The following is a 20,489-nucleotide window of genomic DNA, read 5'->3' as shown; positions in this document are numbered from 1 at the left end:
TGAGCGTGTCGCGCCAGAACCATGACCACGAGGTCAGTTTCTAGACCGAGAAACCAGTCCTGGTCACGGCGGGGCGCAGTATATAGACGCTGGATCCAAAAAGAAGAGGTGAATTTGCCGCCACGCACAAGGCTTTAGTCTACTTGCTCGGTTGTTGGAATTATGTTATTCGCAGGCCTTCGAGAAGAAAATCTCTAGTACCCAATAGGTGAGAGGGGCGCGGACTCGCGAGAATGCAAAGATCCAGTGGCACGTTTGAATGACCTGATACAGTGGTAGGGCGGCCGTTGCGTTAATAGGCAAAATGCCGGCGGCGTGGATAACCAATAACGACAGGGGTGATTTAATGCCGGATGCAGTTTTTGTAAGTCGAACCATTTTGTTCGGAGATTGTGACCCGGCAGGAGTGGTTTACACTCCACGGTTCTCATATTTCGCTGTAGAAGCTATTTATGTAGCGCTTGACCGGTGGCTGGGCGCTCCAGGGCTTAGAACTTTAATGGGTTTTAATATTCTGCCGCCGGTTCGCGCGATGTCGATAGAGTTGCTGAGCCCGGTAACGTGGGATGATGAAATGATTATAAAAGTTGGTGTGGCCAAGCTGGGGGCGCACTCTTTTACCTTTTTGGTTGAGGGGTTTTTAGGTAAGGACTTATTGGCTTTTACGGCGAATATCACCCACGTATGCGTCTCACCAGAAAGCAAGGAAGTTATACCCATTCCAGCTCAGTTAAGAGCACTTCTTTCATAAACTCCACCAGTTCACCCTTGGCCAATTCACGCTTGATCAGTTGCCGGGGCAGGGTGGTCCAGTCGAGCACGGCACGAACCATTTCGAATAACGCCAGATAGCTTTCCGCTTGCCACAACTGGGGCGAACGCAGGTATTCGCTGCTCGGCAACTTACTCGCGTGGGCGCTGAAGGCCAGGCGGCGATAGGCGCGCTGGTCGCCGAACGTGACGGTATCGAGTTGCGCCAATGGATGGCTGGGTTGGCAGACATGCAGCATGATCAATCTGCCTAGTTGCTGGAACGCAAGTTCCTTGGGTAACCCGCCAATCTGTTGCCGGGTTTGGCCACGGTCAGTGTGACATTAGTGATCATGGCCGGGACCACCGACAACTGCCTCACGATCGGCAAACCGACCACGCAACGGACTTTCGATAACGCGTTTCGCGCTGACGGTTTCTCGACCATGCTCGGCTGTTTGTTCAACAGCTGTCCCTACAACGTTTTCACCCAGAACATCGGTTTGATTGCGCTTGAAGATGCTACGAGGCAGGTGGTTACTCAGATCTACAAAATGCTGGGTTGATTGTCGAAGTGGAGACATGCTTAGCGTGAGGGTGCTTAGCGCAATACACCATTTAACAAGTGGGCGATGTCAGATGTTCATAAGTGGCTCGCGGGCCCGACATTACAGACTCAATGTTCTCGGAATTAACTCGCCTGTTCATCGATTTGTGTTCATAGAGCTAGTTTCCAGGACACTCCTAAGCTCTGTCTGAAAAAAGGTTTCGCAGACACCGCATGACACAAGCCAGCTAAACCATCGCACCATAACTTTTTGCGAGCTTGTCGACGCGTGTCACAAGTCGGCGGTTCTCTTTTAGCCAACCGAACATACGCTCGATCACATTACGTTGGCGGTACTTGGGGCGATCAAACATGCGGGGTAATCCAGGCTTGGATTTACGCGTCATCTCTTCGCCATGCTCGCGAGTTTCAGCTCGGCTCGGATGACGGGAGGGAGAATCGTAGGCTACGGGATGCGTCGGACGAATTGGTGGACGCCCTGGAGCGGGCGTCCGAAGGGGGCTCACTGAGCAGGCTTAACGCGAAAAATTCTTCAGGACAGTAGCGGCAGCTTTGAGCGCGACGCCGATAACCTTGACCGTGCGGTACGTTTCGTCCGGAGAGGTGACCAGGTGAAAGCGATTGGGCAACTGGTCCCGGTAATGCTCCAGCCGACGACGTTCTTTCGCGGTGAGATCTTTGCGGGCGAGCTCTGCGTGGGTGTGAGCTAGCTTATGCTCGAAGTCTTGCTGCCAGCCGGCGCGGAAGAAGTCTTGGATCCAGCGAAGGTTCAGATAGAGAAGCCCGGTCACGGTGAGGGTGAGGGTGGCTGTCTGTGGCGTCAGATCACCTTGCATCCAGAGCGCTAGCCCGAAGATGAACGGCATCGAGATGATCATGCCCAAGTAGGTCATTCGGGTCGGCGGGTCACTTCTCTTACGCATCTGGAGTCCCTTGAGATAGAGCGGTTTAAGGCGTGGTCATGCTCGCACTACAGTGTGCGGTCATCCTGGATTTTTGGTGTCCATTTGTTTCATCACGCAGGCGCGCCTGGCAGGAGTCTTGCCTGGGGAGACTGCAGCGAGCACTAGCGCGTGATAGTGGTTCGTGTGGGCAGAAAGCCAGTATGATCTGCCATCATTCTTCATCGAGGTACTCAGGATGTTCTTTTCGCCAACATCTGACGGCTATCTGTTCTCCAGCAACAAACTCGACCAGTTGCTCGTTGAGGCCAATGGGAAACTTCCCACTGAAGTTGAGCGGCTAGAGGCGAATCGATTCCTCAACACTACGCCTGAGAATTTGATTGCTTACCTGATGCAACTGGCCACCGTCGAAATGAGCCGGGTGCTGGCGGGCGTGGATGCCACTACCCAGGCTCACACGAAAGGAGAAATATCCGCATGAAAGCGGCTTCCGCTACGTTTTCCACCAGCCTGGTGACGCGAACCGCGAGCTGATCATCACTGCTCTGGTGTTCCACGTACCCTCCTGACCACCTCTTTTGGATAAGTGATTTCTAAGCAATGAAAGCAGTGCAGTGGACAGTTTTTATCGACATGCTGGGATTCAAGAAGCTGAATACAGCAGTGACCAGCGATGAGTCGGCGCAAGAGCTTCTGGAGTTCATGGTCACCAACCGAGACCTTCTCGTCGAGTATGAAAAGGCTATGGTGCAAGGGTACCAGGACAAGAGTGGTTTTAACCCGTACGAGTGGTATGACGTCAAAAGCGCCTGCATCTCCGACTCCATCGTGGTGACGTTCAAACCGAAGGAGGTGGCCGGGGAGACCAATGCTCAGCGTGTGTTGATGCATTCGGCCAACACACTGATGCTCTTGAGCATTCGATTGGGCCTCTTGATGAATAAGTGCCTGCTGGAGAAACAGATCACTTTTCGGGGCGGCATCTCTACCGAGTACTGTGACATCAACGACAGTTTTGCCGTTGGTGCAGGCCTCAGCGCGGCGAGCGAGGCAGAAGGGAAGGCTAAGTCGGCCCGTCTCGCTTTAGCCGATGATGTGCTGCGCAACGAGGAGCTGATGATAATGGTGCGCTGGCTCTTCAAAACCATGTATGGCGACTCAGAGTTTTTGGTGCAGGAGAAAGACATCACCTATGTCAACACTCTCGATCTCATGTTGGCAGCTGCGGACCCCAAGTCGCCTTCTGTAGCACGCTCTTTGGGGAGCTTTGCTGGTATTAGAACGGCTGTCCGAGCGCGTAAACAGTGTGAGGAGTACCTCACCGCTCAAAAGAAGCTGGTGATCGAATCGATTCAGGAATTTTGGGCAGCCTACCGAATAAACTATTCCGACAAGAAACTCAGACATGTCAACCGAGGCGTGCTCAAGAAATACTTCTGGCTCCGCAAGTATCACAACTCCACAGCGGGAAAACGCGGGTATCTAAACTTCCTCATCTGACTGGTACAGCTCCAGCTCAACAGGGCGGCGGCAAGTTGACTGTGCCGTCGCCTAGGGCAGAGGGGCATTGATCTGCACGCGCTTTCAGCTGTGCGGTCGCTGCCGCGGTGGCCTTACAAGCCGATGAGAAACGCAGCAGCCGATGCGTTAGCGCAGTGGCACGAGCAAGACCCCAACGTGGATATCTTCCAGCTCAATGATCAGCAAATCACAGCGGTCATCGGGTTAACGATTGGCAATGAGGTCTGCAACCGAATAGATCTGCAGCTGGGCCAGACCTTTGAAAAGCTCAAGTACTCGCCGGTCGAGATCCAAGAGTTTCGTAACGACATCAAGGAATGGGTTCACGGAGAGGTGAATTGGCGGCTTTCAGCCCAGTATGAATGGTATTCCCTATCTCAATGAGGCTGATCCCCACCCGGCCCAGCAAGGTTGCTCCGATTGTAATTGGATGAGTGTCGTCAGCTATATTCAGATCGCGTAGCGCGTCCTCCAAATCTGTCTTGGAAGGCAGGTGAGCGTCGCCAAGGCGCAGCCCGTAAGCGATATGAAGCGGTGTCATCATCTGACGTGCTGCGTCTTTGTCGCAATATTTTAACAGCAGGCGCTCCAGGAGCTTCAGGCTTCCCAGTTTTTCCTTAGGGTCAACATACACAGTCTGCTTCAGAAGCTCGATGTCGATAGAGTCCACAGTCAATCTGGAAATGTCTTTGGCCAACGCCAACACCCCATTTTTGTCTAACGCGCGGAAGCGGTGACAGTTACGCAGGATATCAGCCGAATGGTCATGGGGTTTAAACAACGGAGCCTCGAAGTGTTCGGAGAAGAGCGAGTTCAGTTTGACTATCACCATCTTGAACATCGCTTCCGGCGCGATGGTATCTGCGGGATCGCTTTGGAATTGGGACGCAACCAGTTCGCGTGAGGGGCGACCGTCTGGCGAGATGTTGAACCCATGCCATATCTTTTGCTGCCAAAGTGGTAGCTTGACGACGTCGTAGGCGTGAGCATTGATATGGTTCTGCTCGTTTACCCCAAAATGAATATCGTAGTCCGGCGAGCACTTGACCGAGCCAGTGTCCGATGTGTACCACTCCAACGCCGAACCCTTAATCGCCAACAGGTTTGCAATTACATCTGCCTTGAACCATAGATACAGCCCGATGTCCTCATCGTTGAGCGCGCTGGCCGGCAGCTTTTCGCCAGCGGCTCCTGTCGTGTAATACAGCTCTTCCTCGGGCCGATCTCCACGAACTCGTTCGCTTTTCGCTGCGGGCTCTACCCACTCTTCACGCCAGAGGCGACCGTCTACTTGCTGATAGGTGAGCCCGGAGTGTTCGACTTCATAATGCTCATAGTCCGTGTTGCTGTTGTTTTCTGCCTCAAATGCCGGGACGTCTTCTTCAGAGTCAACATCTGTGCGCCAGACTCTCATGATCGACATTCGGCCCAGCAAGCCTCCATCGGCCCTGATGCTAAAAGTATGCAACCTGAAAAGCTCGTTACCCTTCCTCTCTTCGACAGGAGCACCATGCCATGGGATGTGAGAAGCATCAGCGAGATATTGCTTACGCTCCCGGTATTGCGCCAGCCTGAGGGCCAGACCGCGTGCACATAAATAATCTCGCAAATGTTCAGCACGAATTTCGATGGCGATCACTCGACCATCTTCATTCCTGCGCTGCCGGATAACCTCCATGTAACCTTCGTTGGGGCTTACCCATGAATCACCCTCCTGCATCAATCGTAGTGCAAGGAGTAGATCCTGATTTATCAGCCATTCCGTATCGTGGTCACTGTTGAAATGGTTCAGAAGAACGAGCTCCACTCCCACTGGCGGCTCTTCATCCTCATGGAGATACTGATCTGCTGGCTTGTAGCGGCCGTCGCAAAAGGCATAAGGCCCTGGGGTATGCATCAACCCAATGGAGCTCCAACCTAGTGTTTCGCCTATCTCACGCTGATCTGCGTATACCGCCAGCGAGCCGACGCAAAGCGATTCTTCGAATGCGCCGAGCTCTCTATCTGCACCGCCTTTGTGAATCACTTCGGATTGACGCAAGGGAATCCAGATAGCGGCCGATAATCGACGCCGCCTGACGTCCGCCATCTGGAACCACTCTGGTGGGTAACTGGCCGGCATGGCGCACTCCTTGGCGTTGATTGGCTTTGCGCTGGGCGAAGCACTGTTGCATTTTGACTGGTTTGAAGGTCAAGCATATCTTGCAGGAGGGCTTCCAGGCAGCATTTGTGGTGGCCAACTAATCCTGGACACTGAATTAAGTTTTCCTTCGGCAATCACTGCATGCCACTTGACCAGTGCTCATGGTCTTTTCATGACCGGCTGGACTCGACCGCAAGCTAGCCGTGGCTAAAAGCAAAAAATCGGCCAAGAGCAGACGTTTGGCGGTCAGTTGTCGGATGGAGCGATCGTTTGGCCCGTCAGTGGGAGTGAATGGATCGTGGCGCAGTTGGGCGTCGTCATCGGCGAGGCCCGAGCCTTGAACGCGGATGAAGTTGAAGTTAGTCCTAGAAAGCGAAAAATGTGGGCTAGGCGGATCTCAAGAAAACGGATCCAAAATCGCTAAATCCCCCGACATTTTATTTCAATAGGCCACCATTTCCCTTAACGTATGGCAGATTGACTCCATTGTGAATAGTCGCGGGGATTACATGGACGTACGCTATTGGGAAGGAGGTCTCCTTTCGTTTGAGATCGACGCTATCCACAAGATAGCCAAAGCATTTGGGCCCAAAGAGCTTCCTCCGGAACCAGGATCAGGCCCCACGAAAGGGAAGTCGTTTGACGTTCTGAAACAATTGAAGAAACCTGAGACAGGCGATGGCGTATGGCCTTGGCGCGGCTACGCAGGCTTTCGTTTTGCTAACTCGCGGGGCTCAGATGGGGAGTTCGATCTTGTCATCGTCACCCACAGCCTTGTTCTTGTTGTCGAGCTTAAGCACTGGCGCGGCGAGATCACCAACCACGGCGGTAAATGGCACCAAGACGGGAAGGAAACAGAAGTCTCGCCGGTAGACAAAACTCGTCGGAAAACCTTTGAGCTGAGGAAACGAATCAAGGGCCTAAAGTCTCGGCTACCTAACGGGAAAGAGCCCTGGATCGACTTCTGCATTGTGCTCACCGGCAAATGCACCCTGAATCTTCCTGAGATCGAGATGCAGCATGTCATGCTGCTGGACGATTTTCTGGAAATGGCCGACCCTAAGCGGTTTAAAGACCGATTCAACGCGCGCTCGAATATCGGCTTGAACGAGCATTTCGGCTTCTTCGATGGCATCATCAATGAAGGGACGGTTAAGCCCAAAGAGCTTGTTGTCGATGACTACCGTGCGCAGCCTCAAGCGGTGTTCACACACCCAACAGAAGTCTACCGAGAGTACGACGCGGTCAATATCCATAACAAGGATGACCGTGCGATGGTCCGGCTCTGGGACTTTTCGAAGCTCGATGACACCCGTGCTCGAACGACTGAAGGACGGTACCGAATCCTGTCTCGCGAGAGGGATGTCATGGTCTACCTCCGTCTGCGCGATCAGGAGTTGATGAATCGCTGTGCTCGCCCTAAGCGTAATGCCAGCCCCGACAGTATCACCGAGCAATATGCCGAATTGCTTGAAATGCCGGACGGGCATTACCGCCTGAACGAGTTCATCAACCGCTTTGTGGAGCGGATGACTGCGCTTGAGCGCGTCCAGCTTTTCAAAATTCTTCTGGCCCAATTTGCCGGGCTGCATGGATTCAACATTGTTCACCGTGATCTGGGTGACCACAGCGTGTGGTTCTCTCCATCGTCATCGATCGCTCTTTCCAATTTCATCAGTGCCTATTATCAGCCTGTCGGTACTCTCGGCGATTTGCGTGCCCTGCTGAGCATCGGTGCTATCGCACTCCCTGAAGACCTGGACACTGCGATGGAAGGCAGTACGCCATTTTGTCGTGATGTCTTCGCGCTCGGGCTGATCGGTTGGCATCTGCTTCAGGCCCGGCCAATGCCTCTGAAGCTCGATGTCGCCTACGTTGCAAATATTCAAGCTCAGGTTGAGTCATCAGAAGAGTGGCCTGCAAACGTCCTCGTGCAAGCATTGCAGAATGATCCAAAGGAGCGGTTCGCTCATGCCGGTGCATTTCAGCAGGCATTGAGCGAGTCTACACCCGACAACTCTGCCAGTTTTGAGTTTGATGACCGGCAGCTGGACGTTTTCTCTACCGATCTACGGCTGAGTTCCGCTTACCGGGAGGACGATGACCCTATCGCCGACACGGCAGAGAAATTGATTTATCGATCCGGCGCCCTGGTCGTGAAATCGTGGCCGTCGATCAATGCCCGGGATCCCAAGGACGGCCAAGGGCCGATGTTGATGGCTTTCTTTGAAGTCCTGGAACAGTTGAAAGGAAGCGGTTTCGCCTTTCTGCCAAAAATTGAACACTTTGGTTACGACCGCAGCGGTAACCCATTCCTGGCTCAGGAGCATATCGACGGTGAGCACTGGGATGAGCTGAAGGGGTTGTCAGTTGAGACCCGTATCGTAGTCGCCCACGGGCTAATCGAGGCAGTTGACGGGTTGCATGGCCAGCAATTGAGCCACGGCGATCTGCATCCACACAACGTCAAAGTCAATGTCGGTTCCGCTCCCGAAAATACCCAAGTCTACCTGCTCGACTGTCCGGATTTCTCGGCTTCAGGCGCGTCACCGGTCAACACCCGCTACAGCCCCGTATTGGAAAACTGCACCCCAGCAGAGCGAGACAACTTTGCTGTGATGAGAATGGTGTTTGAGCTCTTGGACATGGACTGGGACGTGCCGTCGCAAAAGGACATTCCCGCCCTGAGGGCGGCCGTCGCGCATGAGAAAGATACTGAATCCGGCTTTCTTTCCCTGGAGCGTTTCAAGGATGCTCTGGAAGCTGCTTTCACGCCTGCAAAAACCATTGAAACCGTCTCTGTCGTCCTTAGAAACAGAAGTGGCGATGCATTTGAGATCCTACCTGACAACGGGAAAGTATTCGTTGTAGTGAAACCCGACCAAAGAGCCCCCACCAAAGCCTTGGAGGTGACGTTCGCAGGTGTCGGCGGGCAGTTACTGACCGAGTTCAATCCTGCTTCCAAGCAGTTTGTAAATGCGTTCAGAGCCAATCAGGAGATGCGGGTTCCCGCCTATCTGGCGCGTCAGGCAAACCACCACATAGAGGCACGGTTCAGCATTTCGGGCGGTACCAGCGTCAATGTCTATGAGCTGACCAAGCTGCTGGCAAAAGACGAGGCGTTTTTAAATCTCGCCGCGCAGGTGCATGACGCTGAAGTGCGTAAGCAAGCGGCGATTGAGGACGGTGAAAGCGTTGCGGACTCGATTACTGGTGAGGACGAGGACAACGGACTGGCCATAGATGAGGCGCAGCTAGAAGCTGTGAAAGTGCGCAGTTTTCCTGTCAGCCAGATATGGAAAACCATCACCTCTACGGAACTTGAGGCCCAGCCCTCTTTCCGTGTTTCCGAAGAACCACACTTCCACAAGGATGGCGTAGGACTTTTGATTCCCTACGCCATGGATGCGAAGGCCCTTGAGAGTTTTGAGGCGGGAGACAACATCCGACTGATCCTCAGAGACGGGGAGAAGGATATTGATATCGGTGAGATCAACCTGGGCATGAGCGTGCGTGATGCAGTCTACGTGCTTGCCTCCAGTCGTTCGAAACGCGTGCAGGCTGACTCTCAATTGTTCCTCCAAAGCCGGCAAAATAAGACATCAATGACGCGTCGTCGTGGTGCGATGGAGCGGATTATGAACCGCCAATCAGTGCTGCCGGATTTGATGGATTACTTCGACGAAAAATGCAAACTGGCACCAAGGAGATATGCTGAAGAGCCCAGCGATTCAGACTTTGCAGTATACGAACGCACTACTGCAAGTGGCACGGTCATCGGGCTGAATGAGGCCCAGCGTGCCGCATTTACGCAGCTTATCACCACAGGCCCAGTGGGCCTTTTGCAGGGGCCTCCGGGAACAGGTAAGACAGAGTTCATCGCGGCCTTCATCCATTATCTGATCAGCAAGGTCGGGGTGCGAAATATCCTCCTTGTCAGCCAGTCTCATGAAGCTGTCAATACTGCAGCAGAACGGATCCGCGCGCACTGCCGTCGACTGGACACCGAGTTGAACGTTGTACGTTTCAGTAACCGTGATCAGGTTGTCTCTGAGGAGCTACTGGACGTTTATTCTCGCAATATCGTCGACCGCCAGAGAAATGGGTTTAGCGCTGAACTTAAGGAGCGCGTGGGCTTCATGGCTTCGTCGTTGGGTTTAAGTAAGGCTTTTGCCCAGACGATGGTCGATGTGAATCAGCGAGTGTTTCACTTGGTCCGATCGTTGAAAAAGCTGGACGAGGAAATTTTGCGCGCTCAGGGAAGCGGAGCAGATCGAATGGCTTTGCAAGCGCTGAAGTCCTCTCTGATGGGCGAGCTGAATCTTAATGCCAGCTTGTTTCTTGGCGAGCTGGGTGAGGGCGAAAGCTCACCCCAAGAATTGCTGGAGCGCATCTATGATCACGTCCAAACGGTTCATGGCGTGCGGCCTCCGGAATTTAAACACTGCCTTGACCTGATCCAACTTTCTCATGAGTACGTTGAGCGCCTGTCGAGCAACAGGGCCAATTATGATGAGTTCCTCATGCGGTCCAGGACATTGGTTTGCGGCACCTGCGTGGGTATCGGACTGCAACATCTCAAACTTGCAGAAACCCATTTTGATTGGGTCATCATCGACGAGGCTGCTCGATCGGCGCCGAGTGAATTGGCGATCGCCATGCAGGTGGGCTCTAGGGTCCTGCTAGTCGGCGACCACAACCAGCTGCGTCCTACGTATGAGGAAGAACATAAGGTAGCTATTGCCCGTTCCCTGGGCATTACCACCAGCTCAGCTGAATTCCAGCAGGTCATGCGCAGCGACTTTGAGCGAGTGTTCCATTCCCAGTATGGGCGTGCCACTCGGGCGACGCTCAATACGCAATATCGAATGCTTCCAGCGATTGGCGATCTGGTTAACGAGATCTTTTATGACATAGACCTTGAGAATGGTTACAGACCAAGCCCTACCTATTTTTCACAAAAGGTTCCTGAGTGCCTGTCCCATGTGGTGACTTGGATCGACACCAGCGAGTTAGGCAAGAAAGCCTACGACAGCGGCACGCTGAGCCTGTCTAACAATGCTGAAGCGGATGCGATCATACGGCTGCTAGAAGAAATCGCAGAGGACACCGAATTTTGCGCGGGCATGGCTATGGAGATGGCCGAGTCGCAAGATCCTCCAATCGGGGTCATCTGCATGTATCTCGATCAGCGAAAACTAGTGAGAAAGAGATTTGCCGAGAAAATCTGGTCGGAGGAGTTCCGCAAGCTGGTAAAAATTGAGACCGTCGATAGTTATCAGGGTAAAGAAAACAACATCATCATAGTCTCCCTGACTCGGGCCAAAGCGGATCAATCACCTGGCTTTTTGGCGACCCCGAATCGTATCAACGTCGCGATGTCACGCGCGATGGAGCGGTTGGTCATCGTAGGTAGTTTGAAAATGTGGAGCGGCAGGAACGCGAGGCTTCCATTGGGTCAAGTAGCCAGCTTTATCCAGACGAAACAGGACACGATCAACTACTGCATCAAACCAGTGACGCCGGCCAGGAGGGTTGTCTGATGGAACTTAACCCAGTTGTTCTATTCGAGCTGGACGTGGTGGTGCCCGCGCAACAGTTCCGTATTGAGTACACCCTTGTGGACAAAGGGGGCCTGCCAGTCGTACCGGAATTTCTTCTGCGGCTGCTAAAAATTTCGGCGCTGCTGCCAGCTGAAATCGCCAATTATTTCGGGTTTACGGCTCAAGAGCTCAGTTTTGCAATCACACCGTTTCTACAAACGGGGGAGCTTAAAACGCGTCCTGATGGGCGAATAGAGCTGACCGATAAAGGCCGTGGCTTGTTTGCCAGCAACCATGAGTCACCGATTGTGAAGCGCAAGGAAGAGCGCGAGCAGATGTTCGTGTTTGAGCTCCTGTCGTTTACTTGCCTTGGAAAAAGCCTTGGAGATGCCGACTCCAAACGTTGCCTGGAATTGCAGGCGCCAAGCGATACGCTTTCCGAGTCCGGTGCTAAGGCCGTCGGTGCGTTCATGCGTCAGATTTACGACATTTATCGCGCTGGTCACCTGGGCGGGCAGCCCCAGGACGGAGGGCCGCCGGAGCTCTACAAGGTCGCAGGCGTTCAAAAAGTAAGGGATGGCTGGGAAAAGATAGAAGAGCGTGTAAGCATTGATGCCGACTCTCGGCAGATACGCTTTGTCGCGAAGGAAGGCCTGCGCGAAAACGAGATCTATATGCGTCAGCGTACGGAGCAGTTGGGCCGCATGCTGGGTAGAGGAAACCTCAATCAGGTTCTTCAGCTCGCCGACATCTTGGGAGATTCGGACGCCTATGACTTCATGTCTTCAAATGGGCTGGACCTTTCTGCTCTGTACAACAGCGCAAGTGCCGTGGCACAGGTTAGAGAGTCTTCCGGGCTGCGACTTTTTGGATCGCTTCAATTACAGCAAAACTGGGATAGAGTTTCTTCGGTACTGCGCAAACATCAGAAAGCGCTTCAGGGTGAACCGCAAGCCACCCCGATTAGCTTGTCCTGGCTGGCTCCGGCCTCTCACGAGCTCTGGGGCCGCTCGGCCAGGCATGCCCAGATTTGCAGTGCATTTTCTGATCTCTCAAAAACAAAAAGCAAGGGCGGCGGGAATGATGGTAAACCGGTTTTCGACGCTAAGATTTTGATCCCTGTTTCTGCCAGCGATGATTGGCCGGCGATCAAGCGCGCAAAAGGCGACTGCAACAATGCCAGACTGCTTCTGTGCGGCTTTGTTGAATCAGAGCAATTGGCTCCGCTTGAGGCGATGGTCATTCACGGAAAATGCGCGGTTGTGATTTACCACTTGGTTTTGCCGACGTTGTCTCCGGTGCCTATCCCATTCGGATTCATCACGGAGGATGCCGCCAAGATCCTGAATGTTGAAAACCTGATAAACCGCACGATGAGCGAGTACGTCATAGGTAATACGCAGCGCTACCTCGGTAGCTTCGAACGACCCGCCGCCTCATAGTGGCTAGGGGCGTTCGCAGCTGTGGGGTAAAGGCTTCGAGCCTTCGACGGGTTCTACCCAATCGAAAAGATTGAGCACTACGCAAATGACGCCGATTTCGCACTGGTGCCTTACACATCTTGCGACCTAGGACGCGGCGTAGAAAACCTAGGCTATTCATAGCAAAGCTTCATTACTCAGGAATCGAGATCCCGAGCAAGTTTTTCAATGGCTGCCATTGAATTCCCATTTAAAGGATATTTGTACTCGTTGTATTGATTAAGACGTTTTACAAGTGCAATTATATCGGACAGCCTCAGATCGGTTTGAAGCATCAGTGTTCGTAAATTATTCAAGTCGTACTCATTGGCCAAGGCGGTATGCATAAGTGTGAGCATTTCAAAAGGATTGGAACTTAATTTGTGAAAATAGTGAGCTGTAGTGGGGATATCATCAGGGAGAAAGATGTTAGAAGGCTTGATCGCGCCGGGTGCTTCCCAGACCATGCGCCTGGTTGCGAGATGCCTCAAAGCATTCTGCCAACTCTTGAGGACTAAAGTATCGTCGATTTCTAGCATCTGCAGTGCGGCGTGGGCGAGGGCGCTGTGTAGCTTGCTCATACTCCGAGCGAGATCAGAGTCTGGGATTTGGCAGCATGCGCTTACCTGATCGAGTAAAGCGAGACCAATTTGGAACGCCATTAATGTAAGGCTACTTGCGTCCGAGCGAGATTGGTACCCGTTGACAGCATCTGGATACCCAAACTCGACAATCTCTCTCAGCGCGTAAGTATTCACCCACAGATTGGACCACAATTGTGCTGGTTCGGGAGCGCAAACAAACGGGTACGCTAACAGATAAGCTACCAGACCTGGGAATTCTCGCTTTTGGCCAACGTAGAATTCAGCGCGTTGACGCAAAAGTTCTCCAGATCGTCGCATCCAATCATCTGCGGACAACTCCCACTCCTTCAGAAAAGTCTGAACGTCTGGGGCGTCCATTACACCGGAATGTGCGTGTGAGGCTAGCGCACATCTATAACTCCAGTGCTCCCATGGACTTGCATCTTCAGGCGGGCACGCTAAGGGAGGGCAACTGGGAAGGATATTTCCGATTGCATCGAGTAACTCACTGTCAAAGTATCCAGCATTTCTGGGGTCTTCGATCTCCTCTCTTGTCGACTCCAGCACTTTACGCATCAGCCAAGTGGAGAATCGGGCAAAAAGAGGGGAGGCGTCCCGACGATTGGCAAGTAGGTTAACAACACTGGTGATCAGAGGCGCACTGGTCACTTTTACGAGTTCTGATTCGACCTCGCCTTCCGATCCACGAGGTAGTTCAAGGCCAGCCCGAATGATCTGATCGCGGGCGTCGACCAATAGTAGTGGCATCAATAGGGAGCCGTTCCAGGTTCCGTCGCTTAGGAAGGCAATCGGTGCTTGGATCGCAAAACGTTCCCAACTTTCATAATTGGGTGTGAAGCCTCCGATCCCGTTGACACTCAGCATTGATGTCAGAAGGTGAGGGTCCCGCAGAAGAGAGGCTTCGTGTATGAATCCTTTTGGGTCTAGATCATAGAAAATCCGGAAGATCGCGAACTCGTCCTCATAGTTCAGAACATCCCAGTTCCTCAATCCCCACCATATCTCATCCAACCGATCAGTGCATCGCTGCCAGTAAAGTTGCGCTTGGGCACGCAGATCCTGATTGCGGCTCATCACTGCCTTGAGGGTGCCGTTTGCAAGCGCATATAAAACGAATTTGGCCAGTGATATGTAGCTTTCGCGAACATCGATCTTACTTTGTCCGCACACTGTCATGGCGTCTATCAACCAAACGTCGAGTACATAGGGGCAATTGTCCAGCTGACGAATTTTTTCCCATGTATCGACCGTTGGAGAGTCGGCCAAAGCTTTTGCTTTCATCCAAGAGACCAGTAGATTGACATACAGCTCATCCTCATTCCAAGACGCGGGAATAATGGTGAGAACGCGTGCTTTTACATCTAAAATCTCCAAATTCCCGTGAATGATGCAGCCCACTATATTCTCGAATGCTTCCAGCATGTCATCAGAACAAGCTTCCAAAATTTCGGTCAGAAGTTGTTTAAAATCTTCTGAGTCCCGCTCTGCCTGCCGAGTGTCCCTCAGCGTTTCGCATGGCCACTGCTGGCTCATTTACCTGTCCTCGGATCCCAAATCATTTTAAAGAATTCGATCGCGCCATGCTCTAAAGCGCTCCAGCCTCGGCTGGCCGCACTAACAGTGTGATGAAAGCCTCCCACGCTTCCCCCAAAGTGCCACAGCTCGTCGTCGATAATCGCGAATCGATCATGAAGGTAGTTATGGCTTTTTGTAAGATGAGTTCTGACTTCAATTACGCATCTTGTGGGGCGGCGGGGCTCAAGGCTGATTTCGTCACCCAGCACTTCGAACAACGTCAGCATCTCTGTATCAATTTCCTCGTGTGTCTTGGTCAACATACGGATATCGCTAGCTGCCAGACCTGGTTTGAACCAATCTAGAATCTGACCAAGCTTAACCATTGGCTTCTTTCCTTCAGCAGGAGCGAACAGATACTCGTCTACAACCCAGATTCGTTCTTGCGCCTGAGAAACCGCCTTAACAAATGCTTGTAATGGGGTCTGCTCCGAAGCGTGCATTCTGTCGAATATGGCTTGCCGGTCAGATGGGAAGCGCTGTGTCCCACCATCCTGATCGCACCAGAAAATCGTCTTTTCTGGCAATGGTGGTGGTGCAGGAGTAGCAACTGTGACTCCTGAAAAGAAAAGGCTAGTTTTCATTGTTTTGCCCTGACCTGATCTTTTCAGAACGTGGATCTAACGCCGTTTCGGACAACATCATTTGCTCGAGCTGATCAATTACTTCTTGTGGGTCAGGCAGCTTGACGATCATTGATGCTTTGTCGCCTAGCGCGTTTAGAGAGTTCCCCAGAAACCAGACATCGTCATCGATGACCATGAAGCGATCATGCAAAATATTAGCTTTAAGCAGATAGGCAGTGACGTTAGCTTTTAGATCGATCTCCAAAGACTGTAGGCTTAGTAAGAATTCGCTCTGTACTTTGTGCTTTGGTACATCGTTTTTTTCTTTGATATCCGAAAATGCGGCAGCCGATGTCATCAATGTGATGGTCAATCCAGAGGGCCTGGCACCGTACAAAAACTGACCTAGTTGCAAACCGGAAAGGTAGGGGTCGGCAATTATAATGCGGGTCGAGGCTTGTTTAATCTGGTCTTGCACAAATCCCATGGCCTTCTCCCGCGAACCATTGGGAAACCAGCGTTGACCATGCTCTTGGGCCCGCTGCACTGCTTCACGTCTCCTGCTGGCCCCCCCAATACGATTATTAGCCGTAACAGGATCAGGCCCCCCCATAACACTTTGCGAGGCTAAAGTTGTTTCAGGAACGCCTTCATACTCTATTGAACGGGATTTTGGTGAATCTCCGATTGGTACACGCACCCGCCGCGTCTTCTCGACCGCACTCAGTGAAAAATTCATTATACGTATGAAAGAAGCTGGTGGACGGTGGACCAGCGGCCCATGCTCCGGGTGACTTACTACATAGCCATAGCGACCAAGACACATCCCTTTATCAATTTCGAAAATTCCATCCTCGGGAATGCTTCTGGTCGTGAAATCTGTTAACAATCCACTATGCTCATCAAACGTTGTAATAAGCATTCCCTGTAGATTCTGTCCCGGGCGAGGGACGAAACGGTAAATAATGCGCTCACCATGCTTTGCATTCGCCGGGACCATAAAATTATCGATCTGTTTAATTATAGGGTCCGGCGCCACAAGTGCAGCCCCTCCCAGGTACTCCGGGTAGTGTTGTAGGTCCAGATGTAATCGTCGGGTAAGAAAGCCCCGAGCTTTTTCATCTGACAATACAAACTTTAAAGCGCTGTCATCACCAATGCGGCGGTGTACACGAGCTGGAGCATTTCCGATGAAAGGGGCTGGATGGTTGTTTGCGCTCGATCGATCCAAGAGATCTTTTCCTATGGGCAGACCGAGCTTTGGCCATGCCGGGTCATCGACCAGTTCTGAAACGATGATGGTACACATGTCATAACGCTCTATATCCTCATGTCTGAATGGGATAGGTGCTTTTACCTCGCCAGCGGATAAAGAGCGATACCATGTGATGGCCGAATCTGTGCTCAAGACGGTACGCCGAAAAACAAGGGTTGCTCCGCTTTTTCCTACTGAGAGCCGCTCGATCCCAATCATCTTTTCAGGAATGGGACGACCAGGGGCAAGCAATGTGACTGTGGCAAATAATAGCCGCCCGGTTGATTGTTTTGTCTGTTGAAGCACTGCGAGCCGTATAACAGCCCATTCATGAAAGTCGCTCAATGCCATCTCTAATCTCTTAGTGAAGAACTACAGGGAGTTCATAAATAATGTAACAGTATAAATATGACGCCACGTTGAGTAAGTGTTACGCCACTAAGAAAGCTATTCAGCAACTAGGTGCATCAGAAAAAGCTCCATCTTCCGCAGAAGCTCATCAAAGGTGATTATTTCGACATCCTTGTAGGAATATCTAAAAGTCTCAAACGAACGTAGTTGCTTTGATTCGGTGGGTAGGGTTCCTGCGATTACCACACAACGGGTATTATCAGGCCGAGAGCCTGCCAGAATCTCATCATCACGATGAATCCCCCACGCCGTCTGTAGCGAGTGGCGTTGATACAACACCTGACTGACTGCCCCGCTTAACTCTGAGTCTGGGGCATGGACCCCGCCGCCATGGCGATATTCTCTTTTCTGTACAAGAGGCGTAGAGGGCTTTTTGATCTCGACAATTGACAGAACCTGACCGGCTCCTCGAAAAAGATAGTCACCTATTTGGGCTCCTGTCCCTCTGATTCCACTGGGCTGGGCATGAAACTGTCCGCTTACCAAATGCACGGGTCCACAAAACAACATCGTCAGAATAAAAATGTTCTGATCGAAAAATTTCTGCCATATGTTCTCGCTCAGTTGTTGAGCAAGCATGTCGCGATATGAATCGATCATTTGCTGCAGCGAGACCCGCTCGATATCTGCATGCAGCGCCATTAAGGTAAGTGGGTGCTCAGCGGCAAGCGCCGGAAGATCCTCTCGGACTTTTACCACCGCACGCCGGCGAACTTCCGATGCGTCCATTGGACGTTGCGATGGACCCATGCATCTGAGCCCTGACGCGAGGTCCAATTCGTCCGTGTTTTCAGACTCCGTATCGATTTCTGAATTGCTGGGCGCGGGAGCTTCCGTCATAAGCACGTGCTGCATGCGGGTTGGGGATGGCCCACCAGCATGGCTAACACGTATTCGATAAAGCCGGGCACCGTGTAAAAAGGGAGCTAACTCTAACGCCAGAACACGATCACCCACTTGCCATTTGTGTGGCGTTGACTGCGTGAACAAATTGCACGTTTGCCCTATGATCAACGTCCGCTCTACTGACGAAGCTCGTGCCTGCGGAAGTCCGACACGAGTACAAATGGAGTGCACGTCCAGGGGCACATCTAGGGCACCTTGACCTGCTGCTTCACATAAGGCTGCGCTAACATCGCAGTGTGGCGTGAGTACATCAAAGGCGTGGAGTAATTCAGCTTTCATTGTGTTCGTTAGTCATCTCGAGAAAACCGCGGATGTGCTGTCCCTTGTGTGTCGCATCTTCGCGAGGTGGAGGACCGCCTTTCAGTACGGCACGCGACAGCAGCTGATTTTGCGCAACACACGACGTTTCCGGAATCATGATGCAGTCAGGGCAAGCCCCTCCGGCGGCATCGCAAAGTCGACCTGAGTTGCACCGATGGATCGACGTATCTAAGAACCGCCGTAAGAATAGATTGTTTTCGTTGCGCCACAACGATGACAGGTTGCCAAGGTCCATGGTGGTGCCATTTCGATACACTACAAATGCGAGGTCGAGGGGAAAGATGTACTCCCCCATAGAGCCCAGGTCCAAGCCTGACAGCTCAGCCACGTTTTTCATGAGCGCATGTGCATATGTGTGCAACAGGGTGTACACGTAGCGGTAGGTTGATGCATCCCCTTCTTTGAGAAGGGAGAAATAGCGTCCGAAGGGTTCTGCAACTTCTAGCAGTTTCCCACCCAGCTTGATGGAGCCGCTGCTGTCCCACTGCGGCAAGTCTGAGACCCCTACAGCCTGTAACCACTTATAAACGGCATCAGGGTCGAGTCGCACATACAATGCCTCGTTAGCCTGGGTCACGACATAAACAGGTCGTTTGCCATTACTTAAGGGCTCAAAGAGCTTCAAGCGAACAGGCATATCCTGGTTGCGTTTATTCAGTGTTGGTGTGGCGGAAACACGCGTGTATCCATGGGTAAATCGGCACAGGTCAAATTCTCGGATCAATCCCAGATCCGCCATGCCAAGCTTTTTCATCAATTGTTGAGTTTCGCCTTCCTGCTTCGCTTTAGCATTTGTTTCTCTTGGCGCAAGGTCATTATCAAGATGTTTGAAACGCACAAACTTAGCGCGCCCCCCATCGGGTGGCGCCGAAAGCTTGCCCCTGTTCAATGCCTCATGCTCTACCGCCAGAACGAAGGGGTCGAAGCGGCTGGTGTAATCGCTACGCAACGCAAGTTGCTGATTTATGCTTGGCGGAAGATCAACCCGTGGTGGTATTAGCGGCGGATTACTGGTTGTCCATCTATTCACAAGCTTTTTGAGCTCGCTATCCATCATTGTTTGAATGGGTGTATCCCCTGACTTAGCCGCAATCTCGCGCATCCGAGAAAAATTCTCGTAAGACTCCCATTCTTCGGCTTTACCGGCTGACTGCAAAATTGACTTCATTTCCACAGGTGTGAGTTCAGCGCCACCAAATCTAAAAAGGGTGCCGATAAAGGTACCCAGTTCATCTTCCCGTTGCGGTTCCAGCAGGGTGATCAGCTGGTGCTCCGACTCCGGGAATAGGACAAATTGCTCGGATTGAGCATAGTACGCTGACGACGCTCGATACGAGATAGGTTCCATCCGTCGTTCGCTGACACGCCTGCTGGCTTGGTCGCGGAAGACCTCCGTCGTGAACTTATCGTTTTGACGCCATTCATTCGAGCCTTTGTGCCCGCAGGAGGGCTTGGCACAGTAGAAGTGCCACTTACCGATGCGAGGTGAGTCGGTATTCAGTTTAAAGTCATATCCACCGCACAGATTGCACTCCTCACCATAAAGCCTACGTGTGTTGTTACGCTCATCCCACTCCCATCGACCAGGAGTTACAGGCATCCACTCACCCGACCAATGCACGAATACCACATCGATCTGCCGCCATTGGCAAACACCCTTAGCATTTGCTGCTGTGCAGTGGTTCTTCCGCAGCTGTTCCATCCCTTTGGCTAGATCATGGACTGATTTAAAACGTTTGAAGAGGCTGCATTTATTACAAACGAACGTCAGTGGTGCGGGGGCGTATTTCATCCGCAGAGGATTCAAGAATACCAAACGATCAGCGCCCAAAGGGGTCACAGAACCACCACTGAGAATCGCTTCATCGAGGCATTGATTTGGTGAGATTGGCCGTTCCTCAGTTCCCGCCCCTGAAGCTCTGACGAACCAGCTTTGCCAGATTTCTTGCAGTCTCAAAAT

At 52.2% G+C, this 20,489-nt stretch carries 15 protein-coding genes and 1 pseudogene; 7 read left to right on the top strand and 9 right to left on the bottom strand.

Annotation, left to right across the window (positions count from 1 at the left end; all coding sequences use genetic code 11):
* The first annotated feature begins 346 nt into the window (after positions 1-346).
* Positions 347-751 (top strand): thioesterase family protein, encoded by a 405-nt coding sequence (locus DBR24_RS10790; RefSeq protein WP_128614720.1) that lies wholly within the window; start codon positions 347-349, stop codon positions 749-751.
* A 1-nt stretch (position 752) separates the two neighbouring features.
* Here DBR24_RS10790 and DBR24_RS10785 read toward each other — a convergent pair.
* A pseudogene (locus tag DBR24_RS10785) lies at positions 753-1,055 on the bottom strand (LysR substrate-binding domain-containing protein); the annotation flags it as partial.
* A 33-nt stretch (positions 1,056-1,088) separates the two neighbouring features.
* On the opposite strand from DBR24_RS10785, the gene DBR24_RS10780 reads away from it, so the two are divergent.
* Positions 1,089-1,316 (top strand): solute carrier family 23 protein, encoded by a 228-nt coding sequence (locus DBR24_RS10780; protein ID WP_371921268.1) that lies wholly within the window; start codon positions 1,089-1,091, stop codon positions 1,314-1,316.
* A gap of 229 nt (positions 1,317-1,545) precedes the next feature.
* Here DBR24_RS10780 and DBR24_RS34815 read toward each other — a convergent pair whose 3' ends face one another.
* On the bottom strand, positions 1,546-1,824 hold the full coding sequence (locus DBR24_RS34815; RefSeq protein ID WP_371921267.1) for a transposase: 279 nt from the start codon (positions 1,822-1,824) through the stop codon (positions 1,546-1,548).
* A gap of 9 nt (positions 1,825-1,833) precedes the next feature.
* Positions 1,834-2,202 (bottom strand): hypothetical protein, encoded by a 369-nt coding sequence (locus DBR24_RS10765; RefSeq protein ID WP_128614718.1) that lies wholly within the window; start codon positions 2,200-2,202, stop codon positions 1,834-1,836.
* Between the two features lie 202 nt (positions 2,203-2,404).
* On the opposite strand from DBR24_RS10765, the gene DBR24_RS10760 reads away from it, so the two are divergent.
* Both DBR24_RS10760 and DBR24_RS10755 read left to right on the top strand, forming a co-directional pair.
* Positions 2,405-2,704, top strand: coding sequence for a hypothetical protein (locus DBR24_RS10760; RefSeq protein ID WP_128614717.1), 300 nt, complete (start codon positions 2,405-2,407; stop codon positions 2,702-2,704).
* 119 nt (positions 2,705-2,823) lie between these two features.
* Positions 2,824-3,723, top strand: coding sequence for a hypothetical protein (locus DBR24_RS10755; RefSeq protein ID WP_128614716.1), 900 nt, complete (start codon positions 2,824-2,826; stop codon positions 3,721-3,723).
* Positions 3,724-4,054: 331 nt separating this feature from the next.
* On the opposite strand, the gene DBR24_RS10745 is transcribed toward DBR24_RS10755, so the two are convergent.
* Positions 4,055-5,866 (bottom strand): hypothetical protein, encoded by a 1,812-nt coding sequence (locus DBR24_RS10745; protein ID WP_128614715.1) that lies wholly within the window; start codon positions 5,864-5,866, stop codon positions 4,055-4,057.
* Positions 5,867-5,876: 10 nt separating this feature from the next.
* Here DBR24_RS10745 and DBR24_RS10740 point away from each other — a divergent pair, with 10 nt between their 5' ends.
* From DBR24_RS10740 to DBR24_RS10730, 3 genes are all read left to right on the top strand, one after another.
* Positions 5,877-6,098, top strand: a complete 222-nt coding sequence (locus tag DBR24_RS10740; RefSeq protein WP_128614714.1) for a hypothetical protein — start codon at positions 5,877-5,879, stop codon at positions 6,096-6,098.
* A 298-nt stretch (positions 6,099-6,396) separates the two neighbouring features.
* On the top strand, positions 6,397-11,430 hold the full coding sequence (locus DBR24_RS10735) for an AAA domain-containing protein (RefSeq protein ID WP_128614713.1): 5,034 nt from the start codon (positions 6,397-6,399) through the stop codon (positions 11,428-11,430).
* Positions 11,430-12,872 carry a hypothetical protein gene (locus tag DBR24_RS10730; protein ID WP_128614712.1) on the top strand — a complete coding sequence of 481 codons (1,443 nt, stop codon included), beginning with the start codon at positions 11,430-11,432 and terminating at the stop codon, positions 12,870-12,872. Before DBR24_RS10735 ends, DBR24_RS10730 begins: the two co-directional genes overlap by 1 nt.
* A gap of 176 nt (positions 12,873-13,048) precedes the next feature.
* Here DBR24_RS10730 and DBR24_RS10725 read toward each other — a convergent pair whose 3' ends face one another.
* The 5 genes from DBR24_RS10725 to DBR24_RS10705 form a co-directional block, all read right to left on the bottom strand.
* On the bottom strand, positions 13,049-15,028 hold the full coding sequence (locus tag DBR24_RS10725) for a hypothetical protein (RefSeq protein WP_128614711.1): 1,980 nt from the start codon (positions 15,026-15,028) through the stop codon (positions 13,049-13,051).
* On the bottom strand, positions 15,025-15,654 hold the full coding sequence (locus DBR24_RS10720; RefSeq protein WP_128614710.1) for a phosphatidylserine/phosphatidylglycerophosphate/cardiolipin synthase family protein: 630 nt from the start codon (positions 15,652-15,654) through the stop codon (positions 15,025-15,027). The genes DBR24_RS10725 and DBR24_RS10720 overlap by 4 nt, the downstream gene beginning before the upstream one ends.
* A complete protein-coding gene (locus DBR24_RS10715; RefSeq protein WP_128614709.1) occupies positions 15,644-17,242 on the bottom strand; it encodes a VPA1262 family N-terminal domain-containing protein in 1,599 nt (532 codons plus the stop codon). Before DBR24_RS10715 ends, DBR24_RS10720 begins: the two co-directional genes overlap by 11 nt.
* 96 nt (positions 17,243-17,338) lie before the next feature.
* Positions 17,339-18,031, bottom strand: coding sequence for a Shedu immune nuclease family protein (locus DBR24_RS30920; RefSeq protein ID WP_158277029.1), 693 nt, complete (start codon positions 18,029-18,031; stop codon positions 17,339-17,341).
* A 445-nt stretch (positions 18,032-18,476) separates the two neighbouring features.
* On the bottom strand, positions 18,477-20,489 hold a 2,013-nt coding region (locus tag DBR24_RS10705; protein WP_218278131.1), incomplete at its 5' end, for a hypothetical protein.

Origin of the sequence: Pseudomonas sp. HMWF006 (genome assembly GCF_003061205.1) — a bacterium.
Classification (GTDB): domain Bacteria; phylum Pseudomonadota; class Gammaproteobacteria; order Pseudomonadales; family Pseudomonadaceae; genus Aquipseudomonas; species Aquipseudomonas monsensis.
This window is presented reverse-complemented; position numbering and strand designations above follow the sequence as displayed.